The sequence below is a fragment of the Pseudoalteromonas sp. AOP7-A1-14 genome, assembly GCF_052376275.1.
Lineage (GTDB): Bacteria > Pseudomonadota > Gammaproteobacteria > Enterobacterales > Alteromonadaceae > Pseudoalteromonas.
Genome location: NZ_JBQSVO010000019.1, coordinates 1 through 26,395 on the forward strand (window position 1 = coordinate 1; position 26,395 = coordinate 26,395).

The 26,395-nt window shown below is 38.2% G+C and carries 24 protein-coding genes; 12 read left to right on the forward strand and 12 right to left on the reverse strand.

The genetic code is table 11. From position 1 onward, the window contains the following. The 3 genes from ACT3RM_RS05200 to ACT3RM_RS05210 form a co-directional block, all read right to left on the reverse strand. A partial coding sequence (locus ACT3RM_RS05200) for a S1 family peptidase (protein WP_444511343.1) occupies positions 1 to 4,273 on the reverse strand: 4,273 nt, incomplete at its 3' end. A 1-nt stretch (position 4,274) separates the two neighbouring features. Next, positions 4,275 to 5,459, reverse strand: a complete 1,185-nt coding sequence (gene avs1a, locus ACT3RM_RS05205) for an AVAST type 1 anti-phage system MBL fold metallo-hydrolase Avs1a (protein WP_165724364.1) — start codon at positions 5,457 to 5,459, stop codon at positions 4,275 to 4,277. A gap of 144 nt (positions 5,460 to 5,603) precedes the next feature. Further along, complete coding sequence (locus ACT3RM_RS05210) at positions 5,604 to 5,912, reverse strand: helix-turn-helix domain-containing protein (protein WP_165724362.1); 309 nt, start codon at positions 5,910 to 5,912, stop codon at positions 5,604 to 5,606. Positions 5,913 to 6,151: 239 nt separating this feature from the next. Here ACT3RM_RS05210 and ACT3RM_RS05215 point away from each other — a divergent pair, with 239 nt between their 5' ends. Both ACT3RM_RS05215 and ACT3RM_RS05220 read left to right on the forward strand, forming a co-directional pair. Next, complete coding sequence (locus ACT3RM_RS05215; RefSeq protein ID WP_259399588.1) at positions 6,152 to 6,658, forward strand: hypothetical protein; 507 nt, start codon at positions 6,152 to 6,154, stop codon at positions 6,656 to 6,658. After that, positions 6,652 to 8,031 (forward strand): DEAD/DEAH box helicase, encoded by a 1,380-nt coding sequence (locus ACT3RM_RS05220; protein WP_441994628.1) that lies wholly within the window; start codon positions 6,652 to 6,654, stop codon positions 8,029 to 8,031. The genes ACT3RM_RS05215 and ACT3RM_RS05220 overlap by 7 nt, the downstream gene beginning before the upstream one ends. Positions 8,032 to 8,201: 170 nt before the next feature. On the opposite strand, the gene ACT3RM_RS05225 is transcribed toward ACT3RM_RS05220, so the two are convergent. Next, the gene (locus ACT3RM_RS05225; RefSeq protein WP_008467186.1) at positions 8,202 to 8,555 is read right to left on the reverse strand and encodes a DUF3147 family protein; all 354 of its coding nucleotides are present in this window, start codon (positions 8,553 to 8,555) and stop codon (positions 8,202 to 8,204) included. Between the two features lie 96 nt (positions 8,556 to 8,651). Here ACT3RM_RS05225 and ACT3RM_RS05230 point away from each other — a divergent pair, with 96 nt between their 5' ends. Genes ACT3RM_RS05230 through ACT3RM_RS05265 form a run of 8 tightly spaced genes read left to right on the forward strand, consistent with a single transcriptional unit; the run spans position 8,652 to position 17,286 of the window. Beyond that, positions 8,652 to 9,035, forward strand: coding sequence for a BlaI/MecI/CopY family transcriptional regulator (locus ACT3RM_RS05230; RefSeq protein ID WP_008467191.1), 384 nt, complete (start codon positions 8,652 to 8,654; stop codon positions 9,033 to 9,035). 2 nt (positions 9,036 to 9,037) lie between these two features. After that, the gene (locus ACT3RM_RS05235; protein ID WP_441994629.1) at positions 9,038 to 10,012 is read left to right on the forward strand and encodes a M56 family metallopeptidase; all 975 of its coding nucleotides are present in this window, start codon (positions 9,038 to 9,040) and stop codon (positions 10,010 to 10,012) included. Between the two features lie 12 nt (positions 10,013 to 10,024). Further along, complete coding sequence (locus ACT3RM_RS05240) at positions 10,025 to 11,305, forward strand: TolC family protein (protein WP_392342927.1); 1,281 nt, start codon at positions 10,025 to 10,027, stop codon at positions 11,303 to 11,305. An 8-nt stretch (positions 11,306 to 11,313) separates the two neighbouring features. Next, complete coding sequence (locus ACT3RM_RS05245) at positions 11,314 to 12,552, forward strand: efflux RND transporter periplasmic adaptor subunit (protein ID WP_441994630.1); 1,239 nt, start codon at positions 11,314 to 11,316, stop codon at positions 12,550 to 12,552. A 9-nt stretch (positions 12,553 to 12,561) separates the two neighbouring features. Then, positions 12,562 to 15,705 carry an efflux RND transporter permease subunit gene (locus tag ACT3RM_RS05250; protein ID WP_008467199.1) on the forward strand — a complete coding sequence of 1,048 codons (3,144 nt, stop codon included), beginning with the start codon at positions 12,562 to 12,564 and terminating at the stop codon, positions 15,703 to 15,705. Beyond that, entirely contained in the window at positions 15,695 to 16,390 is a 696-nt protein-coding gene (locus ACT3RM_RS05255) for a HupE/UreJ family protein (protein WP_008467202.1), read from the forward strand. Before ACT3RM_RS05250 ends, ACT3RM_RS05255 begins: the two co-directional genes overlap by 11 nt. 13 nt (positions 16,391 to 16,403) lie before the next feature. Beyond that, positions 16,404 to 16,934, forward strand: coding sequence for a hypothetical protein (locus tag ACT3RM_RS05260; RefSeq protein WP_076920473.1), 531 nt, complete (start codon positions 16,404 to 16,406; stop codon positions 16,932 to 16,934). Between the two features lie 25 nt (positions 16,935 to 16,959). After that, positions 16,960 to 17,286 carry a DUF6488 family protein gene (locus tag ACT3RM_RS05265; protein ID WP_076920472.1) on the forward strand — a complete coding sequence of 109 codons (327 nt, stop codon included), beginning with the start codon at positions 16,960 to 16,962 and terminating at the stop codon, positions 17,284 to 17,286. A 216-nt stretch (positions 17,287 to 17,502) separates the two neighbouring features. Here ACT3RM_RS05265 and ACT3RM_RS05270 read toward each other — a convergent pair whose 3' ends face one another. The 8 genes from ACT3RM_RS05270 to ACT3RM_RS05305 all read right to left on the reverse strand — a co-directional run bounded on the left by ACT3RM_RS05270 (position 17,503) and on the right by ACT3RM_RS05305 (position 23,984). Continuing rightward, positions 17,503 to 18,234 (reverse strand): MauE/DoxX family redox-associated membrane protein, encoded by a 732-nt coding sequence (locus ACT3RM_RS05270; RefSeq protein WP_076920471.1) that lies wholly within the window; start codon positions 18,232 to 18,234, stop codon positions 17,503 to 17,505. Between the two features lie 33 nt (positions 18,235 to 18,267). After that, a complete protein-coding gene (locus ACT3RM_RS05275; protein WP_016900198.1) occupies positions 18,268 to 18,777 on the reverse strand; it encodes a DUF305 domain-containing protein in 510 nt (169 codons plus the stop codon). A 142-nt stretch (positions 18,778 to 18,919) separates the two neighbouring features. Beyond that, on the reverse strand, positions 18,920 to 19,444 hold the full coding sequence (locus ACT3RM_RS05280) for a DUF411 domain-containing protein (protein WP_016900197.1): 525 nt from the start codon (positions 19,442 to 19,444) through the stop codon (positions 18,920 to 18,922). Between the two features lie 9 nt (positions 19,445 to 19,453). After that, entirely contained in the window at positions 19,454 to 19,942 is a 489-nt protein-coding gene (locus ACT3RM_RS05285; protein WP_002963268.1) for a YybH family protein, read from the reverse strand. Positions 19,943 to 19,962: 20 nt separating this feature from the next. Next, positions 19,963 to 20,868 (reverse strand): copper resistance D family protein, encoded by a 906-nt coding sequence (locus ACT3RM_RS05290; protein WP_029609993.1) that lies wholly within the window; start codon positions 20,866 to 20,868, stop codon positions 19,963 to 19,965. Between the two features lie 11 nt (positions 20,869 to 20,879). Next, entirely contained in the window at positions 20,880 to 21,287 is a 408-nt protein-coding gene (locus ACT3RM_RS05295) for a copper resistance CopC family protein (protein WP_024589684.1), read from the reverse strand. Positions 21,288 to 21,309: 22 nt separating this feature from the next. After that, positions 21,310 to 22,173: a copper resistance protein B gene (locus tag ACT3RM_RS05300; RefSeq protein WP_024606961.1), complete on the reverse strand. Its 864-nt coding sequence runs from the start codon at positions 22,171 to 22,173 to the stop codon at positions 21,310 to 21,312. Continuing rightward, on the reverse strand, positions 22,170 to 23,984 hold the full coding sequence (locus tag ACT3RM_RS05305; RefSeq protein ID WP_076920470.1) for a copper resistance system multicopper oxidase: 1,815 nt from the start codon (positions 23,982 to 23,984) through the stop codon (positions 22,170 to 22,172). The genes ACT3RM_RS05300 and ACT3RM_RS05305 overlap by 4 nt, the downstream gene beginning before the upstream one ends. Positions 23,985 to 24,150: 166 nt before the next feature. Here ACT3RM_RS05305 and ACT3RM_RS05310 point away from each other — a divergent pair, with 166 nt between their 5' ends. Together ACT3RM_RS05310 and ACT3RM_RS05315 are read left to right on the forward strand one after the other, a co-directional pair. Beyond that, complete coding sequence (locus ACT3RM_RS05310; protein ID WP_076920469.1) at positions 24,151 to 24,837, forward strand: heavy metal response regulator transcription factor; 687 nt, start codon at positions 24,151 to 24,153, stop codon at positions 24,835 to 24,837. Next, positions 24,827 to 26,221 carry a heavy metal sensor histidine kinase gene (locus tag ACT3RM_RS05315; RefSeq protein ID WP_024591713.1) on the forward strand — a complete coding sequence of 465 codons (1,395 nt, stop codon included), beginning with the start codon at positions 24,827 to 24,829 and terminating at the stop codon, positions 26,219 to 26,221. Before ACT3RM_RS05310 ends, ACT3RM_RS05315 begins: the two co-directional genes overlap by 11 nt. The last annotated feature ends 174 nt before the right edge of the window (positions 26,222 to 26,395 follow it).

A 26,395-nucleotide genomic window follows, 5' to 3' on the forward strand; every position in this document is an offset into this window, starting at 1 on the left:
TAGTTGTTGATAGGCTTTCTCCCCAAATAGTCCAACCACCACCTTGCATTGCCTCCATCCCTGCTAAAATTTTACTTGTTGCACTCGAGAAATTATTTCGGCGAAGTAAACTCTCAGCGTTATCTAATAACTTCTCTGCAATTTGGGTTACTGACTGTTTACCAAATATACCAGGAATAACCATATCATCAGAGTTACGGCCTAAGTTTTCATCTTTATGCACATCAGCATTTGGAGCTAACGACTCATCATTATCTGTAATTTCCTCTTTTTCAATCTCATTGATCAGAGTTAATTCAGTTTGAAACTTTGTTTCAAACTGCTCTCTGAGTCCCTCGGAAATAATTGAAAAAATTGTATTAATAAACTGAGCTTTACTTAATTCGTCATTAAATTCTGACTCACAGATTATTTCTAATCTATCAAAAGCTTTACTCACTGAACTTTGGTCATCTGAAATATTATTTAAGATTAATCCATATGCTTGGGTAAAGCTGCTATAATGGCGATCGTCTCCAAATTGAAAACATTCTAGAAGAGCCCAGCAAAGCTGCCAGTCAGCAACTTTATAAATATTTTTAACAATCAATACTATGCAATCTTGCTCGTCAAGAGCATTGCCAGGAAAGCGAGATCCCCTAAGTTCATTGAGCCGGTCAATGTTATCTCGAGTGACTTCGATGTGCATCTGTTCTAATGTGCCATATGTTTGTGTAATAAAGTAATCTACAGCAATTTTATACTTACCTTTTACACACAAGGCACCAATAAGATCTCTTTTGGCGTATCTAACAAATCTTTGAAAAGTCATTTCTCCGCTAGCTGCGTCAAGTATACCTGCAATATCTTTGATAACTTCATGTTTTAAGTTCGAAGTAGTACTTAAAGATTCGAGTGCGGTAATGCATAAACCAAATTGGTCCTCTTTATACCAGCTTGGCCCCATTGAAAGAGATAAAACTCTCTCATAGGTTCTTTTTGCTTCCTCTTGTGCGTCTAATTTTTTATATAAAGCAATTATTTCTAAAAGCTCAGGGATCAGTTCATATCTATTTTTAAGATTTTGACTTACATACTTGTTCCATTGATGAACTAAATTGAAAACAAGATCTTCTGATTGAGAATCTATTTTTTTTCTCGTTAAACACTCAATCGTATTCTTAAGTATTCTTCTAAATCCCTCTGAATATATTCCATATTGAGTATCAAACTGAGTATTAAGATGGTTTATTAAATAGCTAATTTTGTTTTCAAAACTTTGAGATATCGTCTCAGCTAATTCCTTGTAAATTAGCGGGAAAATACCCTCAGGTATGTTATATGAATCTTGCCATTGCTCTCGCTCTGACAAAACAAACTTTATATTATCAATAACGCTTTTATTGAGTATATCCCATACATTTTCTAGCTCTTTAGCATCACTACTTTGATTGTATTTTCTTGCTTTGCCACTACACCAAGCAACTATTTTACAGATGGAGCTTATGCTTTCTTCCCAGTTGTTATTAGTGAATGGGATAAAATTCGGACATTTAAAGCAAGTTTTAGCATATGCTTTTAGTCGCCAGTCAGACATGTTTTGAATGAAAAGGTATTCATCACTCGTGATTCCGTCTTCTCCGATGAAGGTAAAGGAGCTCAACTCTTCAATTTCTTTACTAAAGGTTTCTATAATTTCTTTTGGCGCATTGAGAGTTAAAAGAGCGCTAGTAGCTACACTATTTAGTTTATTAACTCCACCACCACATTCAGCAATGATGGTTAGAAGGTCATTAAAAACTACTGTAAGTATACTTCTATTGGCAGTTAAGCCGTAATAGCGACATAACTCAAAATAAATAGGAATCGAGGATAAAATAATTCCTGTGTAGTCACTGATAGGACCTCGATAGATCTTGCGTAGCTCTGAAATAGGCACGTAGTGTTCCAGTAGGCACATTGCGGTTGCTTGGGAGTTAGCTACCATTTCGTTTTTGAACGCATCGCTATACTCTTTATTTTTTGCGTTGGATGAAATAACTTCCGACCAATAAAGTTGAAAGTTCACGAACTTCTTATAAGCGGATTCGTCACCAAGTCGAGTTTTAAGCATGAAAAGTTGAGAGTACAAGCTAAAGAAGTTCATAAATTCGTCATATGGAATCCCATCTCCACTTAATAAATTTTCAAACTTGTCCTCAATAAACATCTCTGTAGTTCTTGTTAGATTGAGAGCTTCTTGATTAGCTTCTTCATTCGAGAGGTGTAAAACTATTTTGAAAGATTCTTGAGGAGGTATTATTAACTGACCATACCTAACTACATGTTGCAAAACTTCTTCTTGTTTCCCAATAGAAATAAGTGCTCCAGCTGTCAAACTAGCTGATTGAGCAAATAAAACGCTATAGCGGAAATTAATTCTTTGGGACAATAATAATATTCGAACTGTTTCAGCTAAATCACCTAACAGTGTTGCAGCCTCTAAGGTTTTATGAATATCAATTTGCAAAGTGTCAGGCTCTACTCCTTGTAGGACACATTTATCTACCCAACTTTGATTACATAATAGAATTACATGAGATTTATCATCATTCTCTATCTTGAGGCCGTGATAAATTAAATTAAGTAAGCCGTATTGACTCTTTTGATTTTTTTCACAAAACTCAAATAGTCTCAGTTGAATACTCTTCTCAAGCAATTGAGTTTTTTCAACCAAAAAGTCTGAAAATGATGAGTGATAGACGGTTGTTTCATTCTCATTTAAAAGTAAGTGTTTTATTCTACTATGAGTACTTATTAGAATAGCTTGTTCGCTTTTATTTAAAATCTCCGAAAAGAAACTAATAGGAATCCCCCATCGTAATCGAGCAACAATTGCTAATAGATTTACCGCAGCTTCATCGTTTTTTAACTGTGACCAAAGTAAATCGTAGTAATTTCGGATTGTTCCATCAATCAGGGGGAAATCAGATAACTCTTTTTTAGTTAATCCTGAGTTTACTAGGTCTATTAAATAGCGAAGGTATAGAGGGTGTCCTTGAGCTCTTTCACAAATTAAGTTTACAGTTTTAGGTACTGCAAATTCATTATATAGGTTGGTATAGCAGAAACTTTGGGCTGAATTATATTTCAGGGGAGGGAGCGAAATACATAAACTTTTATTCAACCTTTGTCCCAATTGAGCTTCAAATTGTTCATAGTTAGGGGCTGCTAGAACAATAATCAAGCCTTTAGGTAGTTGTATTGGTAAAAGCCCAATGAACTTACTTAATAAAGCAGGGTCATGCCGAGAAATTTCGTCAAGCCCATCAATAAATAAAATACCTACTTTTTTATTTAAATCATATTTATTGCAAGCTATGGAAAGGAGCTGTTCTGTTTCTTTTATTAACCTGTGGTAATCATAGTTATCTGTCCTTATAGGAGTCCCGTTTATTAATTTTGATACTTGCATATTTAGCCAATTAAAGAACTCTATAGGCTGTGCTAGCTGTACTGCATTTTTGGACTTCTGACTTTGCGAAAAGCAATAAGTAGCGAAGTGTTCAAGTGAGTCATTCAATGGGGAGTAAGTATCACAAAAAGTGGATTTTCCTATCCCATGAGCGCCGTTAATGAACCTATAACTATTGCAATTTTTGGTGAGTAGTTCATCAAACTGCTTCACGAATTCAAATCGTGAAGCTATGGTTTCATTATTAGACAAACTTTCTTCTTGTGTTATTGGAATATCATTTTGAGCTAAAAAATGTCGTAGTGTGAAAGTTGAAATGACATGTAATGTTTTCTCAATTGAAACTCGAATTATTCCAACGCAAGCTTCATCGCATATTAAAGCAGCTCCAGAAAAGCCTTTATAACTACTTAGAGATAATTCTTGGTTAATACTAATTTCGATGTCAGATTTTAGTTTTGTAGCTTCAAAAGTTTGGATTATTTTTCCTTCTAAACGGTGACCGATTGTTAGTTTAGCTACTGGCCATCCATAAGAGTAGAACTTTGAACCATCTAGTGGCATCTGACAACTGATAGTTAACGGAGTTAAGTCGGGTTCTGAGTCGAGCTCTAATAGAGCTACATCTAAGCTCTCATCATAATCCAGCACTTTTGCTTTGTGAGGTAATTTGGTTGTGCCATATTCAAAAACAACATCAACCTCATTGTTACTCTCAGTCGGATCTTCCAAACAATGGCTTGCTGTCAATACTAATTTTGAAGACACAAGAAAGCCAGTTCCTGACTCCTCACCACATTGAATTCTACATGTCGCTGATTGTGCTGTTTTATCTAGCATCTTAATCCTTTTTGATATTAATCCAATTTGTAGCATTTTCTACAACTGTGAAAGTTGCTCCAGTGGTTGTTTGATAGTTTTTAAGCTTCCTAGATGCTGAGGTTGAATAGTTAAAGTAAATAGTTCTCATAAAATTCGCTTCTCTATCAACGATTGCACAAAGGGGTTCTAAATCGGGGTGATTATGATTTCCACTACCATTAGTTGAAATAAAAAATGCCGGTGCATCTATCAATTTTAGGAGCTCTGGGCTGGTGTTGTGGATACTACCGTGATGAGATATTTTTATTGCATCAAACTCTAAGTTATCGCCTTGAGCTTTCATTGCATTTAATTCAACTATAATATCTTCGGCCCAAGCGTCAGCTAGCATAAGTACTCTAACACCGTCTAACTCAATTATAGTTGCAATTGAACTTCCATTTGTTTTTGACTCATCAGGTGAGTATATATCCTCAAGCTTTATATTTTGGCCAGAAGATGTTAATTCTGGGAGCTTGGTATTTTCTTCTTGCCTATGTTCTAAGCTTAGCTCAAATGCATCATCGACAATTGTATTTGATGTAACAGATTCAGTAAGTCCATAACGCTTTAGCTCTTTTTTCCATGAGTGTAGAAGTTCTTGTAGTCTTAACTTTGTAGGGGTTATAACTTTTATTGAACCATTAGGAAGAGATGTGTATGAATTCTCTTCTACGCATATGTTTTTTAAACCATGTTTCTCATTCCAACAATATCGACCTTTATTTATCAAAGTTGCTAGTGTACTGCCTTGTCTAGCGCTAATTTCTTCTACTTGCTCAGTTTCTGCAATTAAATTCTTGGGGTGACCTCTTCTTATGAACGATTTCAGGATTTCTAAGCTTTCCTGTGAAATTTCAGAACTATTTGGTAATGAAAGGCTTCGAAGACTATTGTGCCAAACTTTTTTGATCGAGATAACTTTACTTAATATTTTACTTTCGTTCAGTAATAAAAGTCGGATAATTCCGCCAATATGATCAGCATCAATATGAGTTACAATAACTAAATCTAGAATATTACCTTTACTCGCTAAGTTATCGAGATCTTGTTTTATGTGTTTATCGAAGGTCTTTGCATAACCGCCATCGATCAAAATATTAGTATCGGAAGAGCAAATCAAAAATGCATCTCCATTTTCGGCTGGGTACATTTTAATTTTCACATTAATTTCCCTTTATTGATTTTTTTAATTCTTGTTTGTTAAAAATATACTCTCAGATCAATTGTTATAAAAGTTAATGTGTTGGCGCAGCACTTAATCCAAAAATATCAAGTTAGTATCAGGTTGTTTATTCTTAAACTTTAGTTATTTAGTTGATTTTTTGAGTTCCTTGATTAGCTCAAGCTTTTTCTCCGTGTCTAACTTTGATATTTCAATTACTAGCTCTGCTGTTGTCTCATCTTCACAGAAAAAATAATTCAATGGAACATTTAGTTCATCAGCGATCTTTTTTAGAGTCGTTAAATCTGGAATATGACGGCCTTTTTCATAGTGGTTCATGCGACCACTCGCTGAGTTTTCATCCATACCGATAAGTATCCCCAGCTGCTTTTGAGTAATACCTGACTTAGCGCGGGCTTGTTTGAGTCTAATTGGGATTGGATTTTGGAACACAAAAGTATCATTTTTTCAGTCTCTAATAGCTTAGATTGTCTAAGTTTTACAATAGTTTGTACACTTAGGAATCCTAAGTCTGATTTGTGGGTATGTTCTTAAAATCACTCTCAAGCATAAAACTTAGTATTTCTAAGTTTTGCATTGTTCTATATACTTAGCAACCCTAAGTTTTCTTAATTGTTGTAGTATAAGAAATGCCCCACGTTATCAAATTAAACCAACATATTTATTCCCTTTTGATCGAAAAAGAGTGCAATGGCTTTACAATTGTCGAGCTCAGGGATGAGTTATTAACCGTAACTGATACATATCAAGATATAGATGAGGCACGTAAATTCATTTATAGACAAACGACAGCTCTTGAGCGGAAGGAACTCCTAAATTCAAAAGGAAGTGGCCGCCATAAAAAATATTTTAAAACTGAGCTGTTTAATAACGTTACGTTTGTGGCGAAACAGGTTGTAATTGAACAAGAAAAATCAATTAGCAGTAATACTGATAATCAAGCATCACCGCTTGTTGAAACCTTATTAAATGAAAAGAAACACTTTGAGGCTGAGCTTGCAATTTTATTAGGGGAAGTTGATGAATATAAAGCTCTACAAAAGCGATTCCCTGAGCACCTTAGCTTGTTCTACTCTGCATTAGATGATGCTAAAAATAATTCAGCTAAGTTATTAGGAAAAGTTAACGCTTTAACTACTGTATTGGCCTCTTTGGATAATGGTGCACGGCAATGTTGAGAAGTTGGCAAAAAGAATGTGTTGAGTTAGCGGTAAAGAAATACGCTGTTAGTGATAAGCACTTTCTATGTCAGGCTACTCCAGGTGCTGGTAAAACAATAATGGCAGCATCATTGGCCAAAACGTTATTTGATAAAAAAATGATAGACAGAGTGATCTGCTTTTCACCATCGGTTGAAGTGGCTAATAATATCAAAAGAACATTTGGAAAAATAATTGGGTGTTCATTTGATGGCTCATTTACGGCTGTAGGTGTTTCAATGACTTATCAAAGTTTATGCTCCATTCCTCAAAGTACCTGGGATGGGCTAAGTAAATACCGTACATTTTTTATTTTTGATGAAATACACCATTGCTCGTTCTCGCAAGATAAATCTAAAATCAATACGTGGGGTGAGAGAGTTGTTTTCCATTTACAGGATATTGCAACTTACACGCTTGCGCTATCAGGCACTCCTTGGCGCTCAGACGCTCTTCCTATCGCTTTAGTGAACTATTCTGACCCAGAAGGTGAGTTGATATGCGATTATCAATACAGCTTGAGTCAGGCCATTAGAGATAATGTATGTAGAGAGCCAAAAATAGTTTTAGTTGATAGCAATAGTATTTCGGATGGTGAAGAAACATATGGATCTATAGCTGAATTTGTTAAACAAGCTCACTCAACTTACCAAGAGGTGCTTAATAATGACTCTGCACTTAGATATTTATTGAAGTTAGCCGTATTAAAATTGTCGGAGATAAGAGCTTCAAACCTAACTGCCGGTGGCCTAGTTGTTGCGTCTTCAGTTAAGCACGCTGAAATGATAAATAGTTTATTAATTGAAGAATTTAATCAAACGTCAACCATAGTTACTTACTTACACGATAATTCAACACAGAAAATTAATTTATTTAAGTCATCTACTGAACAGTGGATTGTTAGTGTTGGTATGATCAGTGAAGGGACCGACATACCTAGGCTACAAGTATGCTGTCATTTAAGCTCTATAAAAACAGAGTTGTATTTTAGGCAAGTTCTAGGGCGCATTCTTAGGTCTGGCAAAGGTAAAATTGAATTCGCATGGTTATTCACATTTGCAGAAACAAGCTTAGTTGAGTTTGCTGAGCGTATTAATATTGATATACCAGATAGTTGCTCTTATGTTGATATGGAATGTGACACAATCTTGGTGAGAGAAGATATATTTAGACCTTTAACATCGCCAAAGATAAACAGGGATAATAAGTTAAAAGAAACCCTTGATAAACTCGTTCTAGGGGGCCTAACTTCAGAACGCGGTATAGCTTATGATGAGCTGCTTTCAGGTTGTTCATTAAGCAGTATACAAATTAAATCACTTAGAACTAGAGTTATAGAAGCATTTTTATAGTTCCATAAAATGAGCCATATTCTGTTTATATTATCACTCTTAGTACATAAATAAGGCTAGCTTTTATTTGACTCTGCTAAGTAATGGGAAATTTTTTAGAGATAAGTATCGAAATTATTGCCTCAGCTACATCCTTGATTTCACCATATTATTAATTTCAGAAACAACTTTTAGGGTAATAAATTTATTCCAAATTTACTAACGACGAATGCAAACACTCCAAAAATAAAACAAGTTATTAAGGCGCTGAGGCCGAGTGATGGCCAAAAACCAAATCGGTGTAGTAATGATGGAAATATTAAAAACATCGGTAAGGTAGGCACAACATACCAAAATGTGTACCAGGCATGACTCGCAATTTTCTCTGGCGGCTGTTTTTCAACGTACAACCAAATCATCGCTAAAATGGTTACCAATGGAAGTGCTACAATTAGTGCTCCGAGTTTATCACTGCGCTTTGCGACCTCTGAAACCGCTACAACAATTGCTGCTGTCACTAAGTATTTAAAAATTATCCAACCCATGTATTACTTTCCTTTTTAAATAAAAAAATAAAAACCGATTGCCTATCGGTTTTTATTTTGCCATGATATGGCTATGTTGTTAAGAGATATTTGATTATGCAGTTAGGCGAATTAGAAAAACTAGTACTTCAATATTTGTGGTCTTCTAAAGAAGCGGATGCAAAGCATGTGCACAGTCGTTTAGGTAAAACACGTGGCTGCACTCTCAATACTATTCAAAGCACCCTTGAAAGACTTTATAAAAAAGGCCTTCTTAGCAGAACTAAGCAGGGTCATGCTTATAATTACCGAACTAAAGTTGATCGTAACTCGCTTATAGCTACTTTAATAAATGATATTACAGCTGACTTTGTTGAAGAGGGTGAAAACAGTTTAATTGCTGCATTTTCTTCTACTTCGACTAATTTTAATGATACACAATTAGATGAGCTCGAAAAGCTTATAGAGCAACAGCGAAAACTACGAAGCGGAAAAGTGTAAATATGATTGTTGGAAATTGGGCCGTTTTTTTAAATTTAGCAAGCGCAGCGGTAACCGCTTTTATCTTTGTGGTGGTATTGATTTCTTTCTTTCACACATCGGTTTGTAAAAAACTCGCCATTTTCCAATTTACCGCTCGTAAATCCATGCTTTGGTTAACTATTACCAGTCCTTGGTGGATCTCGTTATTGTCTACGCTTGTGTTTTTTCACGTACAACAAAATCCAATGTCTAGTTGGTGGCAAGGAGTCGCTCACTGGCATCACCTTGAGGTTTTCTCTGTATATAGTTGGCATTCGGTATTGCTTATATCGGCTGTTTGTTTGATGGCAAGTGCTAGCGTACATACATTTTTTAGCCTTAATAGACATCGTACAGCAATGAGTAGCCTGTTGGCTTTATCGAACACTCAACTTCACAGGGATTATCAAAACCAGTCTGTGTACGTTATTGAACATCCCGTACCAGAGGCGTTTACTGTAGGTTTTTTCAATCCAAAAGTTTATATAACCAGTGGTTTACAAGCACTCGATGAAAAAACAGTACACATAGTCATACAGCATGAACTAGCACATTTAAAAGCTCGAGATCCGCTTTTTAAAACACTATTTGGTTTATTTAGTTGGTGTTTTCCTGCGACCACGCGCGCAGTGTTACAGCAATCATATACTGTTTTAACAGAGCAAATTGCTGATGTCGGTGCGACGCAGCATTTTGATGGCTTGGATGTTGCTCAAGCACTTATTAATGTTGCTCGATTGCAACGCCAGCAACATGCAATTAATGACAATATATATATAAGTCACTTTAGTAATGAACAAATAACTCAGCGTATACAAACATTGTTAACACCAATACCTGCTACGCCTAAACTACTTTTAATAATCACGTTACTTAGCTTTGTGGTTATTGCGTTATTCACACTGTCGACTGCCGATAGTGTTCACCATCTTATAGAAACTTTTTTCATCCACTAAGTAAGGATCAAAATGAAATTACTCAGTCGTTATTTTACCTACAAAAAACCGATTGGCAATCGGTTTTTTGTAGGTCTATTTATGGCTTTTACAGCACTGCCGTGTTTTGCAAGTGCTGAGGCTTATCAAACATTAAATCTAAAGCAAGCCATCTCATTCACGCTTGCTAACAACCCGCAATTACAGGGCTTCTTTTATCGAGATAAAGCCCAGCAAGGCAAAATAAAGCAAGCAAGTATAGGCCAAAGACCACAAATAGGCTTAATGGTTGAAGATGCTTTTGGGACAGGTGAGCATAGTGGTTTGCAAAATATGCAATCAACCTTAACTTTCTCTTGGCTGATGCAACAAGAGCAAATTGATAGTCGCGTAAAAGCAAGCCAGTCTGAACTTGAGCAGTTACGTTTAGATAAACAAATTATTGCACTTGATTTAGCCGCGATGACTGCGAAGCAATTTATTCAACTACTGGTGAAAGAAGAGGCACTAAAGCTCAATAAAATGGGAGTAAGACAAGCGAATGAAGTTGTAAATGCAATAGATAAACGAGTTCGTATTGGTCAGTCGTTGGCTATTGATAAAAATTTAGCCAAAGCTGAACTAATTAAACAAAAATTACTTGTCGAAGATCTTGAGCATGAAATAGCCAGCGGAAAATATCAGCTTTCAGCCTTGTGGGCAGAGCCTCGCACTGACTTTACACTTACAGGTAACTTATTGCAGTTACCTAAAATTGTAGATTTTCAGTCACAGTTCGAGCGCTTTAAAAATGCGCCTCGTTTGATGCAATTAGCAAGTCAAAAACGTATTGCACAATCACACATTGAATTAGCTCAAATTGAAGCAAAACCACAATGGCAATTTACAACAGGCTTACGTCGTTATGAATCAACGGATGACTATGGGCTCGTGGCCGGTGTTTCTATTCCGTGGGGAGCATCTGGCAGCAATGCCGGAACGGTCGCTAAGTTACGTGCCGAGCAAGATGTATTAACAGCGCAAGCGAAGAGTTTAACTCAACAAGCTAATAGCCAGCTTTATGCTTTGCTTCAAGAAGTTAAGCATTCTGTTCATGTAATTACCACCTCAAAAAATGAAATCATTCCCACGCTAGAAACCGCGCTTACCCAAGCAAAACAAGCATTTAACGTTGGTAAATTGAATTACAACCAGTGGAGTAGCGTGCGTCAGGCGCAATTAAGCGCGCAATCAGAACTACTTAGCGCTTATGAAAGCTTACATTTACAGCATATAGAAATTCAGCGTCTTACTGGCGCATCGATAGAACAATGAGATTATTTATGAAAACGACAAACTTTATTCCCTCCATAACCGTTGCCGTATTACTCGGCCTCAGCGCGGGGGTACATTTACCCGCTAGCGCAGTATCAACACCTACTACAGAGCAAGCAGAGCCTGAAAAAGGGCCGCATAATGGTCGTATGCTTCGTGAAGGAAGCTTCGCATTGGAGTTAGCGATTTTCGAAACAGGCGTACCACCTGAGTTTAGAGTATGGTTAACGGATAATAAAAACCCAATTAATCCCGACGATGTTGAATTAACGGTTACGTTAACCCGATTAGGTAATGTGATTGATGATATTAAGTTTATTAGCCAAAGTGACTTTTTACGTGGGGATATGGAAATTTACGAACCGCACTCTTTTATTGTCACAGTAAATGCGAGCTACCAAGGAAAAAAATATCGTTGGCAATACGATAACCTAGAGGGGCGAACAAAAATCGAACCCGCAGTAGCAGATGCAATGGCGATTGAAACTGCAATTGCAGGGTCTCAAAAGCTTCATCAAACGATCCCTGCTTATGGACAGGTTTGGTTACCGCCGAGTGCGCACCGCACTGTTTTTGCACGTTTTGAAGGTGTTATTACACACTTAAATGTAAAGCTTGGCGATAAAGTAAATAAAGGCCAAACTTTAATGACGATTGAAAGTAATGAAAGTTTAAACCCCTATGAGATAAAATCGCCTATTGCTGGTTTTGTCGCAAAACAAATGGCTAATTCAGGTGAGCAAACGAATAACCGAGAACTGCTTGTTATCACAGACGCGAGTCAATCTGTCGTTAAATTAGCAGTCTACCCGAGCGATTACAGCAAAGTATCTCAAGGCACTCTAGTGAGCATTAAGGCAGAAGGTAGTCTTGTGAATATTGCTGGTAAGGTATCATTTATAGAGCCAAAAGTTAGAAGTGATCAGGCAAGAATGGTGTGGGTTACGTTGGCACAACAGGCTGAGCCTTTGTTGGAAGGGAGTTTTGTTAAAGCCGATATTGAAACTGCTTCTTTTGAAGTTCCTTTAGCGGTAAAGAAAATAGGCTTACAGAGCTTTCGTGATTTTACGGTCGTGTATGCAAAAGTCGCTGATGAATATGAAGTCAGGATGCTTGAGCTGGGTCGTTCAGATGCAACATGGATAGAAGTACTAGGTGGACTGCCTGCCGGTACCGAGTATGTTACTGAAAATAGCTATGTCATCAAAGCCGATATTGAAAAATCTGGCGCGTCACACGATCACTAGGAGAGCGTAATGTTAGAATCGATTTTACGCTTTGCTATAAAGCGCAATATCCTCGTTCTTGTCATGGTATTAGCCATTGCAGGATTAGGCTTATGGAATTTTACTAAACTGCCTATTGATGCAGTACCTGATATAACCAATGTTCAGGTTATGATCAACACCGAAGCGCCAGGCTATACGCCGTTAGAGGTTGAACAACGCGTTACTTTCCCCCTCGAAAACGCACTTGCGGGGTTACCAGGACTTGTAAACACACGCTCAGTGTCTCGTTATGGTTTATCTCAGGTTATTGCTATTTTTGCTGATAATACCGATGTTTACTTTGCTCGTCAGTTGGTTAATGAGCGGTTGTCTAGTGCACGTTCGGAGTTGCCGATAAACCTTTTACCTGAGCTTGGTCCCATTGCTACTGGATTAGGTGAGATTTTTATGTTTACGGTTGATGCTGTGCCTGGTGCTAAAAATCCCGACGGTAGTGATATAACCCCCATTGATTTACGAACAGTACATGACTGGACAATTCGCCCTCAATTAATGCGGGTACCAGGTGTTGTTGAAGTAAACCCTATTGGTGGTTACGAGCGTGAAATTCTCGTTGCGTTTAAACCTGAAAAACTACTGGCTTATAATCTTACCTCAGCAGATGTTGTTGATGCTATTGGTCAAAACAACCAAAACCAAGGCACCGGATTTATTGAAAAAAGCGGTGCGCAATGGTTAATTCGTGTCCCAGGTCAGGTTGCTGGTTTAACTGAAATCACTAATTTACCCATCAAAACCATAGACGGCAGTGCAGTGTTTATTAAAGATGTTGCCACTATAAGTGATGGCAAAGGATTGCGTACTGGTGCTGCTACACAAAATGGCCGCGAAGTGGTGATGAGCACCGTGTTCATGTTAATAGGTGAGAACAGTCGCACAGTTGCACAAGGCGTTGGTGAAAAGTTAAAAGAAATCAATGGCAGTTTACCCGAAGGTATAGTTGCAAAAGCCGTCTATGACCGAACTAAACTGGTAGATAAAACGCTTAATACTGTTCAAACTAACCTGCTCGAAGGGGCCATTTTAGTTATTGTTGTATTATTTATATTACTGGGGAATTTCAGAGCCGCATTTTTAACGGCTTTAGTGATCCCATTTGCAATGTTGATGACAATAACCGGTATGGTACATACGCGAGTCAGTGCAAACTTGATGAGTTTAGGGGCATTAGATTTTGGTCTATTGGTTGATGGTACGATAATTATCGTCGAAAACTGCTTACGTCGTTTAAGTATGAGAGGTGATACCCCTCTTTCTTTAAAAGCACGTTTAGACATTGTTTTTACGGCTACACGAGAGGTTATTCGACCCGCTTTATTCGGTGTATTCATCATCACCGTTGTTTATTTACCTATTTTCGCGCTTGAAGGCGTTGAAGGAAAAATGTTCCATCCAATGGCATTAACGGTTGTGATTGCTTTGCTTTGTTCAATGGCGCTTTCGATCACATTTGTGCCTGCAATGATCGCCCTATTATTTAAAAAGCCAATTAAAGAAAAACCTAATCATATTATGCTGGGGTTAAGTCGTATTTATAAGCCGGTACTCTCATTAGCATTAAAAGGCCGCTGGGCTGTGGTGCTAATAACTTGTTTACTCGTAACATTCTTTGGTTATCAAGCGACACGCTTAGGAAGCGAGTTTGCACCAAATCTTGATGAAGGAGACATTGCCATGCATGCGCTTCGTATTCCTGGTACATCATTAAGCCAAGCGATTGAGCTACAAAAAGTGTTGGAAGAAAAAATTACGCAGATGCCTGAAGTCGAGCGTGTATTTGCAAAAATTGGCACCGCAGATGTAGCAACAGATGCAGTACCCCCTAGCGTAGCCGATAACTTTATTATTCTAAAACCACGAGAGCAATGGCCAAACCCTGATAAGTCAAAAGCACAAATTGTTGAAGAGTTAGCAGCCTTAGTTAAGCCAATTCCAGGTAACCGCTATGAGTTTTTACAACCAATTCAAATGCGCTTTAATGAATTATTAGCAGGTGTACGCGCTGAGCTGGCAATTAAAGTGTTTGGTGATGACTTTGAAACACTTGCTGCGTTAGGTAAGGAGATTGAATCCGCTATTGGAAATGTTGACGGTATTGCCGATTTAATGGTAGAGCAAACAAGCGGGTTGCCAATGCTTGAAATTGTACCCAATACTGAAAAACTAAGCCAGTTTGGTATCAGCAAAGCACACATTCAGTCACAGTTAGCCACCGCATTAGGAGGGACTATTGCAGGTAAGTATTATCAAGGGGATATCCGCTCTAATATTGTTGTTCGTTTAGAAGAGCAGCAGCGTAATAATGTGCAAGAGATAGGTTACTTACCTATTAATTTACCTAATGGTCGCGCTGTGCCGCTCCAAGAGTTAGCAACAATCAAACTCACTAATGGCGCAAGTCAAATTAATCGCGAAAATGCTAAACGTCGTATTGTAGTGACTACCAATGTACGAGGACGTGACTTAGGAAGCTTTGTTGGAGATATTCAAACAATTATTGAAGATAAAGTCACTATTCCTGCTGGTTATTGGATTGAATACGGAGGAACGTATCAAAAGTTACAATCGGCCTCTGAGCGTTTGAGTGTGGTTGTGCCCGTTACATTGTTAATGATTATAGGCTTGCTTATTTTAGCTTTAAACTCACTTAAAGATGCTGCGATTATTTTTACCGGTGTGCCTTTAGCGCTTACCGGTGGAATTGCAGCACTGCTGTTACGTGATATTCCATTTTCAATATCTGCAGCGGTCGGTTTTATTGCTTTATCCGGCATTGCCATATTAAACGGCTTGGTAATGGTATCGTTTATTCGTGAATTACGCAGCTCAGGAATGGGGCTTAATCAAGCGATAACAGAGGGGGCATTAACACGTCTTCGCCCAGTGATAACTACAGCACTGGTTGCCTCATTAGGATTTATTCCTATGGCACTTAATACAGGGATTGGCTCAGAAGTACAGCGGCCTTTAGCAACCGTGGTAATTGGCGGCATTATTTCGTCGACCTTACTAACATTATTTGTGATCCCCGCACTGTATCGACTTTTACACAATGAAAAGGAGTCTATTTTGACTGAAAGTGAAACGTTGGAGCAACATGATGTCAACTAAAATAATAAACGTTAGCATAATGATTATGGTGCTTGTTTTGGCTTTTCTTAGCTTTGAGACCTTGGCCCATGGAGTTGATGACAGCACTCGCGCTTTTTTAGAGCAAAACCAAGGCGTACAGTTTGTGCCATTTATTTATATTGGTGCAAAGCACATGATCACCGGTTACGACCATATATTGTTTTTAATCGGTGTTATCTTCTTTTTGTATCGCAGTAAAGAGGTTTTGCTGTATGTCACCATGTTCACCATCGGCCACAGCACAACGTTACTATTAGGTGTGCTTGGCGATATTCAGATTAATGCCTATTTAATTGACGCTATTATTGGTTTTTCAGTTATTTATAAGGGCTTTGATAACTTAGGTGGGTTTAAGCGTTGTTTTAATTGGCAGCCAAATACAAAAATGGCGGTGCTTATTTTTGGTTTGTTTCATGGCTTTGGTCTAGCAACCAAGTTACAAGAGTTTCAATTACCCGAAGATGGATTACTGACAAACCTAATCGCCTTTAATATTGGCGTAGAGCTTGGCCAATTTTTAGCGCTCGCAGTTATTTTAATTGCCATTAATGTGTGGCGTAAACGGCCGTCATTTCATCGTTTTTCAACATTTATCAACGGTGCGTTAATGAGTGCCGGCTTAATGCTAGTCGGCCTTCAATTAACCGGCTATATAATTAATTAATTTAGAGAAATATATGCAACATACAGTTAGTTCAAAAACACTTATAAAAGCCAGTATCACCGCTTCATTAGTTGCGATAATCGCCTTTGTGCTATTTATCCTTCCGGCAGAATATAACATTGATCCAACCGGGATCGGTAAACAACTGGGCGTTACTAAAATAGCTCAGGCATCAGCGCAAAAACCACTTAAAACATCAGATTCATTGCAAGTGGGCAGTGATGAGTTTCAAACAATTGAAGTCACTATCCCTGCAAATCGCGGGGTTGAATATAAATTTGAGATGCAACAATATGAAAAAATGACCTACGAATGGATGACCGATGGCGCTTCTTTACATTTTGATTTACACGGAGAGCCAGCAGGAGACACAACCGGTTACTTCGAAAGCTATGCAATTGCCAATTTAAGCGAAATGAAGGGCAGCTTTACCGCCCCATTTGGGGGCTCACATGGCTGGTACTGGAAAAACAACTCAGATAACCCCGTAGCTATACAGCTTTTAGTAAAAGGACAATATAAAGTAATTGGCTTAAAACAATAAACTTAAAACTTAATAGGAGAAAACAATGAATAGATTAATTCCAATAGCATTAGTTTGTATTTCATTAATGAGTACTGGTGTTCTAGCACATAGTGATCATGGTCACGTTAGCGATCAACAAGCTATTAGTATTGCAGCTAAATCAATAAAGAAATTGGCCTTTAAAGACTATGGTTTTGAGGTTGGAAAACTAAATGATTCTTGGAAAGGTATTTCTTCAGAAGCATTTACTGTCGTAAACGAGAGCGATGATACTTTTATTATCCAAGCATCAAATGATAGTGAACAAGTTTATTTCAAAATAGCTAAAAATGGTCAGCTTGTAGATGTAAAATCGAAGAACGATTTCTAATCTAATTGTTAATTGGCACTGTGAGTTTTTACAGTGCCAATTAACTATTTATCGTCAAAAACACTTTTAGCTATTTAGCAATCGAAGTTGGTGAGGTCTTCGAAGTGTCAGAACAGATTGATGCTGGACTCAAAGAGATAATTCAGACTTTAGACTGAGTCAGGTACCCCCATAAATAAACTGTTCATTATATTTTTAAATTAAATACTTTACCTTCTACCTGGCAAGCATCCATATCCCAGCAGCGATCATAAACAGGTTTTCTGTAAGTGAAATAAAGCCTAACGGTACATTACTATCACCGCCTACACATGCACATTTGAGTTCGCGCTTATCTATATATACGGCTTTAAAAACAGAAACAGCACCAACACCACCAATAAATAATGAAATAGGAGCAATACTATATGCTGGCAACCCAGCTATCATTCCAATACCAACAAACGCTTCTAAAAATGGGTAAACATAGGCATACCTCACTACTTTCATCGCCACTAAGTCATAAGTGATAAATGAATTTGAGAAACTAAATAAATCTTGAAGTTTTTGTATTGCCAACACAGCCATAGTTAACGCAACAAATAGCTCCACGGTTTTCATGGAAATTAATCCATGACCCATTGCAAAACTAAATGCCAAACTTAGTAAAAATGCGACCGCGAAGATTACAATAACCGGGGTGTAAGTTGTACCTTGCTGTCCAGCTTTTGGCTTATCAAAGTAATCACGTAAGTCGTCATAACCACCGATACGTTTATCTGCAATAAATGTTTGTGGTGTGGTCTCTACGTTGTGCTTTGCTTTAAATTTATCTGTTTGTTCACGAGAAGATAATAAGTGATCATTAACATCATAACCCTCGCGTTCTAGAAGGTCTTTTGACTTTAAGCCAAATGGGCAAATATGCTCATCTGTTGCCATTCTATAAAGCTCTGCTGATTTACTCATGTTTAGCTCCCTTTTACGTATTCTTATAAAATTTTACTTAGCATTAAAATCCGGTACAGCTCTAGATTGTGCTTGTTCCTGAGTTTCTGCTAGGCCATTTTTTTCTATATCGTTCAGTAACCACTGCATCTCTTTAATCTCACGACGCTGTGCTTCAATAATATTTGTTGCAAGCTCTTGGACGCGCTTGTCTTTGATATTAGCTCTATCACTAGTCAGTATAGCGATTGAATGATGCGGTATCATGGCTGACATCCAAGACTGATCGTTGACCGTTATTTGCGAACGTACTAAAAATAATGCGCCTACAAAGCTAATAATGCTGATCCCTAAAACTACGCTGTTTTTCTTTTTATCCTTATACATATTTAGCATAAACAACAGCATAACTACCGCCATTGCAGCCCCCATATAAATAGCCATATAGGTACGCGTTTCACTAAAAAACACATGGCTTAGCTGATAACTATTCAAATACATTAGTACAAACATGACTAATGTTGATGTGGCTATCATTAAGAAAAATTTTAAATACTGTGACATTACAATGGCTCCTTTTCAGTTGTTCAACTTGTATTTTATTTATACTAAGGGGTATTACTTACAATTTATAAGGCGTAAGCCCACTATATATTTAATCATCGCATTAATACTTACGGCTAATTCAATAACTATGCCATAAGAGTTAAAACTGCACTGCGTATTTGCTGATATGCTTATAAGTATGTTGCTGTGAATCTTGAGTAAGTACTTCAATATTATATTTATGAAAACGATTGCCCATCTCCATACCTGGCGTGCCAACAGGCATTGCCGGAACTGTCAGCCCGATCGTTTTCTGAGGGTGTTGTTCAGCTAAAAACTGCTTTATATATTTAGCTGGCACGTGCCCTTCAAAAACATACCCATCGGCTGAAACAGCGCTATGGCATGAGCGCATATTTGGCTTTATTTGATATTGAGCTTTAATTAGCCCCATATCAGCAACATCTATTGCTTTTGTTTTAATGCCACTTTCATTAATATGCTCAATCCATTTTTTACAGCACCCACAGTTTTTACTTTTATAAACTGTCAACTCAATCTCTGTTTTATCTTTTTCTATGGCCTCTTGGACTGGCAATACACTGTGTGGGTTTTCCATACTTTTTACTGATATAGACACCGCCAACATCACTGAAAGTGCAGTTGTTATGTACGTTAATCGCATGTTACTTCCTTAATTTGACCAATGAATATGTGTGATTTTCCAGCCATTGCGGGTCTTTTTTAGAGTCATTGACTCCATACCCGTTGTGTTAATGGCTTTACCTTTGTAGCTGCCCATCGTTTCACTTCGCGAAATGGAGTAAGCGATATCACCACTTATATAAACCTGATGTTCTAATAGTTTGCTATTAACCGAACTGAGGTATTTCATATCCGCTAGCATGTGGTGATTTGCATATTCATCGGCAGAACGCTCAACGCCTCCGCCTTCAAAAATAATGACGTTATCAGCTAATAATGAGCGAGCTTTTTTTTGATCACTTTGATTTAATGCTTGGTGAAAGGCGCTTACTGCTTGCGCAGCTGGGGTATCGGTACCAACAAATAACACACGCTCATTTGCATGTTCCTCATTCTTGTGTGCGCTTACAGCTAGTGAGTTCAATGCGCCAAAAAGTAATAGCGATGTTATGATTATTTTTGCAGAGTTATTAAACATGTTGCTCTCTTTTTATTAAATTAATTTGGGGGACCAACAAGTGTGGTGAACACGCTTGTTGTAATAAGTACAAAAGCAGCTATCAGCATTTCTACACTGATGGAACGTTTTAGTGTACCTACATGCTGTTTTTGGGTGATTCTCGGAACTAAAATTAGTTTGTGCCAAGCCCCCATCATAAGCATCGCGCTCACTAGTAGCAGTTTTAGCAAAATTAATTGCCCATAACTTGACGTGAACAGCGCTGATAACGAATGCAGGTAATTAAGCAAAAGCGCTAAACCTGAAATAAGCAGCACAAATACAACGATGATGGCTAAGTGCCCAAACAGGTGCATTACCTTCTTAACTTCATGAACAGATAATATGGTACAGCTTTTATATAGTGGCCACAGTGACCCCACCCAACTTGCTATTGCAAGAAGGTGAAAAGTTAACATGCTTTTTACTAACCCATTTTCATTTGCACTGTGACCTGTGAAAGTGAAGCTATATGCAATAGATATAAGCAAAACCAACATAACTGTATTATTTATAACCACTGCAAAACGGTGCTTTATGTTAATGCGCCAATTAAGTGCAACAATCATAGCCACAAAAAGCGCTGCGCCTCTGAAAAGAGCTTGTTCTCCTATAACTGATTGCCAAACAATCTCTTGCATAAAAGGGTCTAGCATTCCCGCTACACCAGATTCTGCAATTGCACCAGCTTCAATTGGTACTTGTAAAATGACAGCAATAAAACCCAATGCCACACATTGAATTTGCCAGCGCTTTAAATACTGAGAGAAACTTATAAAGTGATGACCAGATAAATTACTGGCGATAATAAAACGAATTAAAAAAGTACCAGCAAGTGCGGCCAAAGCACTATAGCTTGCTAGCTTTAATAATAGTAAAAGTACTGACCATTCACTTACTTGTATCATGCTGCTACTTAATGATTGTGTTTGCTGTGGGCATTAGATTGTTCTTGCATCATATTACTTGACTCACTTTGATGTACCATAAAAGAAAACGAATCTGACATTTTATGTCCATCCCCCCCAAGTACTGTCCATTTAACCGTGTAGGTACCATGTGCTAAACTCGGCAGCGACCAATTAAAGTCTGTGCTTGGGGTGGAACTAGGTTTGAAATCAAAGTTTATTGATTTATTTTTTTCATCTTTGATGATGACTTTTGCTAGCCTTACTTCACCACCAAAAGTTAACGAAAGTTGCTCTGGGCTTTGCATTAACATGGCTTCTTGCGTAGGTGTTGATTGCTTGAGTGATATATGCGCTGATGCGGAAAATGTAAGCACTAAACCTAAAATAACTACTGCAGAATTAAATAACTTCATAATTACCTCTTATTTAAAATGATTAAAACCAAAATTTAATACCCGCAACAAATGCGGTGTTATTGCTACTTTGTCCACTTGATGTGGCATAGTCGGCGGTACTGCCAAATTTATTGCTCCATTCAACGCCAATATAGGGCGCAAACTGGCGTGTAAACTCATAACGAACCCTAAAGCCAATCGCGCTGCTTGATAGGCCACTTCCAAGTTCGTTTTGTTTATCGTTTTTGCCATAAAGTGTAATTTCGGCTCGCGGTTGTATAATTAACTTTTGCGTGAGTAGTAGTTCGTACTCTGCCTCTAACGTAAATGCGGTACTGCCTCGCTCACCTACGTACGCTGTCATATCAAGTTCAAACCAGTAAGGGGCTAAACCTTGTAAGCCAAAAGCCAACCATTGCCGATTTTCACCTTCTTTATTGTAATCAAGACGAACACCTGCTTGAGTATCCCAATATGCTGATACGGCGTGACCCCATAAAATATCGGTTTGGTTTTCCTCAAGGCTTCCTTCGCTGAAATCCCCCTCAGTTTTAACTACCAATCGATCAAAGGTAGTGCCGTACCATGCTTGTAAGTCAAATACACCTGCATTTGCTTGCTCGTTATATTCAAGACGATCGCCTAGTAATGCGTAAAATGGATGCTCATCAGCGAGTGTTAATCGCTCATTGCCCTCAAGCACATATGGGCCTTCTGTTAAAGTTGTTCCCGCAGAGTAAGCATGAGGGTCTCTTGCATCTTTAGGTGCATCTCCCCCTTGTGGTTGCATCTTAGCGCTACTCTTTTGTGCCATTTCACTTTGCGCTAATAAAGGGAAGCTAATTAATGAAGCCCCAGTTAACATTAATAAACCTAATGATTTAGATAGTTTTAATTGTTTCATGATACGACTACCTCTCTAAACATGCCGGCATCCATATGGAATAATAAATGACAATGCCAAGCCCAGCGCCCTACATCGTGAGGGGTGGTTAAGAAGCTGATTCTTTGTGCGGGTTGAACAGGTATCGTATGACGTCGCACTTGCACATCACCTTGCTCGTTTTCTAAATCACTCCACATACCATGCAAATGCATAGGGTGTGTCATCATGGTATCGTTTTGTAAAATAACTCTTAAACGTTGGTTATGCTTCATATGCACTGGCGTGCTTTTACCAAATTCTAAGCCATCAAATGACCAGCTATAACGCTCCATGTTGCCGGTTAAATGCAGCTCAATTTCAGCTTCTGGCTCTTGCTGGTTAGTGATCCCTTCAAGTGAGTGTAAATCTGCAAGTGTTAAAACACGGCGACCATTTTTACGTAAACCAATACCGGGATCATCAAGATTTGTTCTAGGCATATCAACGCGCATATCAACTGAGGCTCCATACTCCGTTTTTGCATGACGCACTTTAGAGCTGGCAACCGCCAATGGGTTTTCAGACATACCATGTTTGCTATGATCCATCGCCATTGCACCGTGGCCCATTGCGCTATGATCCATTTTTTTAGAGTTCATGCCTGACATCCCAGCCATTGCAGCATGCTCACCGCCGTGGGTCATATTGCCCATCATATCGGTCATCGTTAACCACTCAACAGGATCCAGAGCAGGTATTGGCGCATCAATATTAGGTGCCGTTGATAAAGTTCCTTTTGCGTAACCTGAGCGGTCCATGCTTTGAGCAAAAATCGTATACGCATCATTTTTTGGCTCAACAATCACGTCATAGGTTTCACCAGGGCCGAATCTAAATTCATCAACTGTCACTGGTTCAACGTTTTGCCCATCTGCTTGTACAACCGTCAGTTTTAGCTCGGGGATACGCACGTCAAAAAAGCTATTACTAGAGCCATTAATAAACCTTAACCTAAGCTTTTCACCGACTTTAAATAATCCACGCCAGTTTGCCATTGGAGTACTACCGTTCATTAAAAAAGTCATTGCTGATGCAGATAAATCAGCTAAGTCTGTAGGGTTCATTCGCATCTGATTCCACATTTTTCGGCGCTGTAGAGCATTTGAAATACTGCTGCTTGAAACGTCATCGAAAAACTCTGGAACAGTAGGTTGATTGAAGTTAAATACATCACTCTGTACTTTTAATTTACGGAACAGCGCCATAGGGTCATCATCAGTCCAATCAGATAATTGAATAACATGTTCGTTATCTGCACTAATAATATCGTTTTCTCGCGGTTCAATAATTAATGCACCGTACATGCCTGTCATTTCTTGAAAACCACTGTGGGAGTGATACCAATATGTACCGCTTTGCTGTAGCTTAAATTTATAAATAAAGGTTTCGCCCGGCATAATGCCTTTAAAACTGATACCTGGCACGCCATCCATCTGATAAGGTAGAATGATGCCATGCCAATGGATAGAGCTCGGTACTGATAAGTTATTTGTTACTCTTATAGTAACATCATCACCTTCTTTTAAGCGCAAGGTTGGAGCGGGTATAGAACCATTAATTGTTGTCGCCATACGTACTACGCCGGTAAAGTTAACCGGCGATTCATCTATGACCAGATCTATGACTTCGCCGCTTAATTCGGGCACAGTGCCTGTTAGTGTTCCTGCTACTAAAGATGATGCAGCATGTAACACGCTCGGAAAAGCAGCAAGTACACCACCTGCAATTATGCCTTGAACAAATCGTCTTCGTGGTGTGCTAACCTGTTGTGATGACTTTTTAAATCCCATTTCCTTACTCCTTCATAGCAGAATAGTTATTAAGTATAGAAAATAGACCTGTCTTTAACATGACGCGAACATTACAAAGTTGTAATCTTGATGTCATGTTGCTGTTACGGTGAATACGGCATAATCTTATAACAGACAATAATTATAACTTTAATAAAGGTTTTGCATGCGCTTACTAGTTGTTGAAGATGAAGTGAAAACAGGTGATTACTTAAAGCAAGGTCTGAGTGAAGCTGGTTTTCAAGTTTCATTAGCACGTAATGGGCTCGATGGGCATCATTTAGCAATGACTGAGTTATTTGATGTCATAATTTTGGATGTAATGTTGCCAGATGTATCTGGTTGGCGAATTTTACAATCTATTCGTGAAGTGAATAAAGACGTTCCTGTTCTTTTTCTATCGGCTCGTGACAGTGTCGATGACAGAGTAAAAGGGCTTGAATTAGGCGCTGATGACTACTTAATAAAGCCCTTTGCATTCTCTGAAGTGTTAGCAAGGGTACGCACGCTTCTTCGTCGCGGAAACGCGCATAAAACCGAAGACATCTTACAAGCCTATGATTTAAAAGTTAATATTCAAAAGCGGAATGTATTTCGTGCCGAACAACGTATACTCCTAAGCAATAAAGAATTTAGTTTACTTGAACTATTACTGCGCCGTGAGGGTGAAGTACTTCCTCGTTCACTAATCGCTTCTCAAGTTTGGGATATGAACTTTGATAGCGATACAAATGTCATTGATGTAGCCATTCGCAGACTCAGAAGTAAAGTTGATGATGGTTTTCCAGTAAAGCTAATACACACTGTGCGTGGCATGGGTTACAAGCTTGAGGTAATAGCTGATGAGCCTTAATGAAAAACCATTATCTTTAACAATGCGAGTGGTATTGTTTGTTGCTTTGACAGTGATAGGCTGCTTAACCCTCGTCGCTTCGCTTATAAGTAGCTCAATAAATCATCATTTTTTACAACAAGATAGTGGTGAATTAAAAGTTATCACACAGTCTGTCAAATCCGTTTTATCTAAGCCATACGCGTCGGAAAAAAACCTTAGAAATGCGTTATCTCAAGCCGTGGCGGGTCATCATGGGGTTTATTATCAAGTTAATACAGCTCAAGGAAGGCTTATATATAAAAGTACGGCAACAGACTTTAGCGAATTTGTTTTAAAAGTAACCACCTCAAACAGTTTTAACCAAAACAACATAGTTGAATGGCAAAAAAACACACATACTTATCGCGCTTTAGTGAGTGACTTTAGTACTGAGCAGCAACTTTATAAGATCACAGCTGCTATTGATATGAGCTTTCATTTACACTTTCTCAATCAATTTCAGCAAAGCCTTTGGGCTATTATGTTTGGTTCAGCGGTACTCATTTTATTGGTGGCTTGGTTTGCTATACATCAAGGACTCAACCCAATACGTGGTTTAAGCCAGAAAATGCATGATATCCAAACTAATAAAATGGATGTAAGGCTTGATGAAGGCCAAGTACCGATTGAGCTTGTTAATATGGTGCAATCTTTCAATGCAATGCTAGACAGGTTACAAGGTGAGTTTATCCGCCTATCAAATTTTTCCAGTGATATTGCTCATGAGCTACGTACACCGCTTACCAATATAATAACTCAAACACAGGTTGGTCTATCTAAAAAAAGACAATCCGAAGAGTACCAAGAGTTATTATTTTCTAACCTCGAAGAGCTTGAGCGGCTAACTAAGATGGTTAACGACATGCTTTGGCTGGCAAAATCTCAAAACGGCCTAATTAAACCAGCCCAAGATATTTTATCCAGCCATGAAGAAATTGAGGTGCTGTTTGAGTATTTTGATGCATTAGCTGAAGAGTCATCGCTGATACTTCATAAAGCAGGTGAAAACATCAGCTTTTATTGTGACAAGCTACATTTTCGTCAATTGTTATCAAACCTGTTATCGAATGCTATAAGATATGCACCGAAGGGGTCATCAATTACGGTATGTAGTGAAATAACATCTGCTGAAAAAGTATGTATCTGTGTGAGTAATACCGGTGAGAAAATACCTTCTGCACATTTACCTTATTTATTTGATCGCTTTTATCGATCAGATAAGTCTCGTCAACGCCATAGTGATGGCGCTGGTTTAGGGCTCGCTATAGTTAAAGCCTTAGCTGAAGCTAATGGCGGGAATGTAAAGGTTTGTTCAAACGATCAGAATACCTGCTTTAATGTTTATTTAAATTTATTTAAATAGTATTCATTTAATGTCAGCTATACTAATAATCGGCTCATGTGTTGAAACTTGCCTTTGACAATTGTACTTATTCAGTTAAATAATTATTTTACCTTTTCCACATTGTTAGTTCAGCCGCTTTATATTGATATTGTAGTATCGTAAGTGCTAACCCATTATGTTGAGCTGCAATAT

Bases quoted from the DNA above. Each gene is read 5' to 3' on its own strand.
- ACT3RM_RS05220 (WP_441994628.1), top strand. From the start codon at position 6,652: ATGTTGAGAAGTTGGCAAAAAGAATGTGTTGAGTTAGCGGTAAAGAAA.
- ACT3RM_RS05225 (WP_008467186.1), bottom strand. From the start codon at position 8,555: ATGGGTTGGATAATTTTTAAATACTTAGTGACAGCAGCAATTGTTGTA.
- ACT3RM_RS05230 (WP_008467191.1), top strand. From the start codon at position 8,652: ATGCAGTTAGGCGAATTAGAAAAACTAGTACTTCAATATTTGTGGTCT.
- ACT3RM_RS05235 (WP_441994629.1), top strand. From the start codon at position 9,038: ATGATTGTTGGAAATTGGGCCGTTTTTTTAAATTTAGCAAGCGCAGCG.
- ACT3RM_RS05240 (WP_392342927.1), top strand. From the start codon at position 10,025: ATGAAATTACTCAGTCGTTATTTTACCTACAAAAAACCGATTGGCAAT.
- ACT3RM_RS05245 (WP_441994630.1), top strand. From the start codon at position 11,314: ATGAAAACGACAAACTTTATTCCCTCCATAACCGTTGCCGTATTACTC.
- ACT3RM_RS05250 (WP_008467199.1), top strand. From the start codon at position 12,562: ATGTTAGAATCGATTTTACGCTTTGCTATAAAGCGCAATATCCTCGTT.
- ACT3RM_RS05255 (WP_008467202.1), top strand. From the start codon at position 15,695: ATGTCAACTAAAATAATAAACGTTAGCATAATGATTATGGTGCTTGTT.
- ACT3RM_RS05260 (WP_076920473.1), top strand. From the start codon at position 16,404: ATGCAACATACAGTTAGTTCAAAAACACTTATAAAAGCCAGTATCACC.
- ACT3RM_RS05265 (WP_076920472.1), top strand. From the start codon at position 16,960: ATGAATAGATTAATTCCAATAGCATTAGTTTGTATTTCATTAATGAGT.
- ACT3RM_RS05270 (WP_076920471.1), bottom strand. From the start codon at position 18,234: ATGAGTAAATCAGCAGAGCTTTATAGAATGGCAACAGATGAGCATATT.
- ACT3RM_RS05275 (WP_016900198.1), bottom strand. From the start codon at position 18,777: ATGTCACAGTATTTAAAATTTTTCTTAATGATAGCCACATCAACATTA.
- ACT3RM_RS05280 (WP_016900197.1), bottom strand. From the start codon at position 19,444: ATGCGATTAACGTACATAACAACTGCACTTTCAGTGATGTTGGCGGTG.
- ACT3RM_RS05285 (WP_002963268.1), bottom strand. From the start codon at position 19,942: ATGTTTAATAACTCTGCAAAAATAATCATAACATCGCTATTACTTTTT.
- ACT3RM_RS05295 (WP_024589684.1), bottom strand. From the start codon at position 21,287: ATGAAGTTATTTAATTCTGCAGTAGTTATTTTAGGTTTAGTGCTTACA.
- ACT3RM_RS05300 (WP_024606961.1), bottom strand. From the start codon at position 22,173: ATGAAACAATTAAAACTATCTAAATCATTAGGTTTATTAATGTTAACT.
- ACT3RM_RS05305 (WP_076920470.1), bottom strand. From the start codon at position 23,984: ATGGGATTTAAAAAGTCATCACAACAGGTTAGCACACCACGAAGACGA.
- ACT3RM_RS05310 (WP_076920469.1), top strand. From the start codon at position 24,151: ATGCGCTTACTAGTTGTTGAAGATGAAGTGAAAACAGGTGATTACTTA.
- ACT3RM_RS05315 (WP_024591713.1), top strand. From the start codon at position 24,827: ATGAGCCTTAATGAAAAACCATTATCTTTAACAATGCGAGTGGTATTG.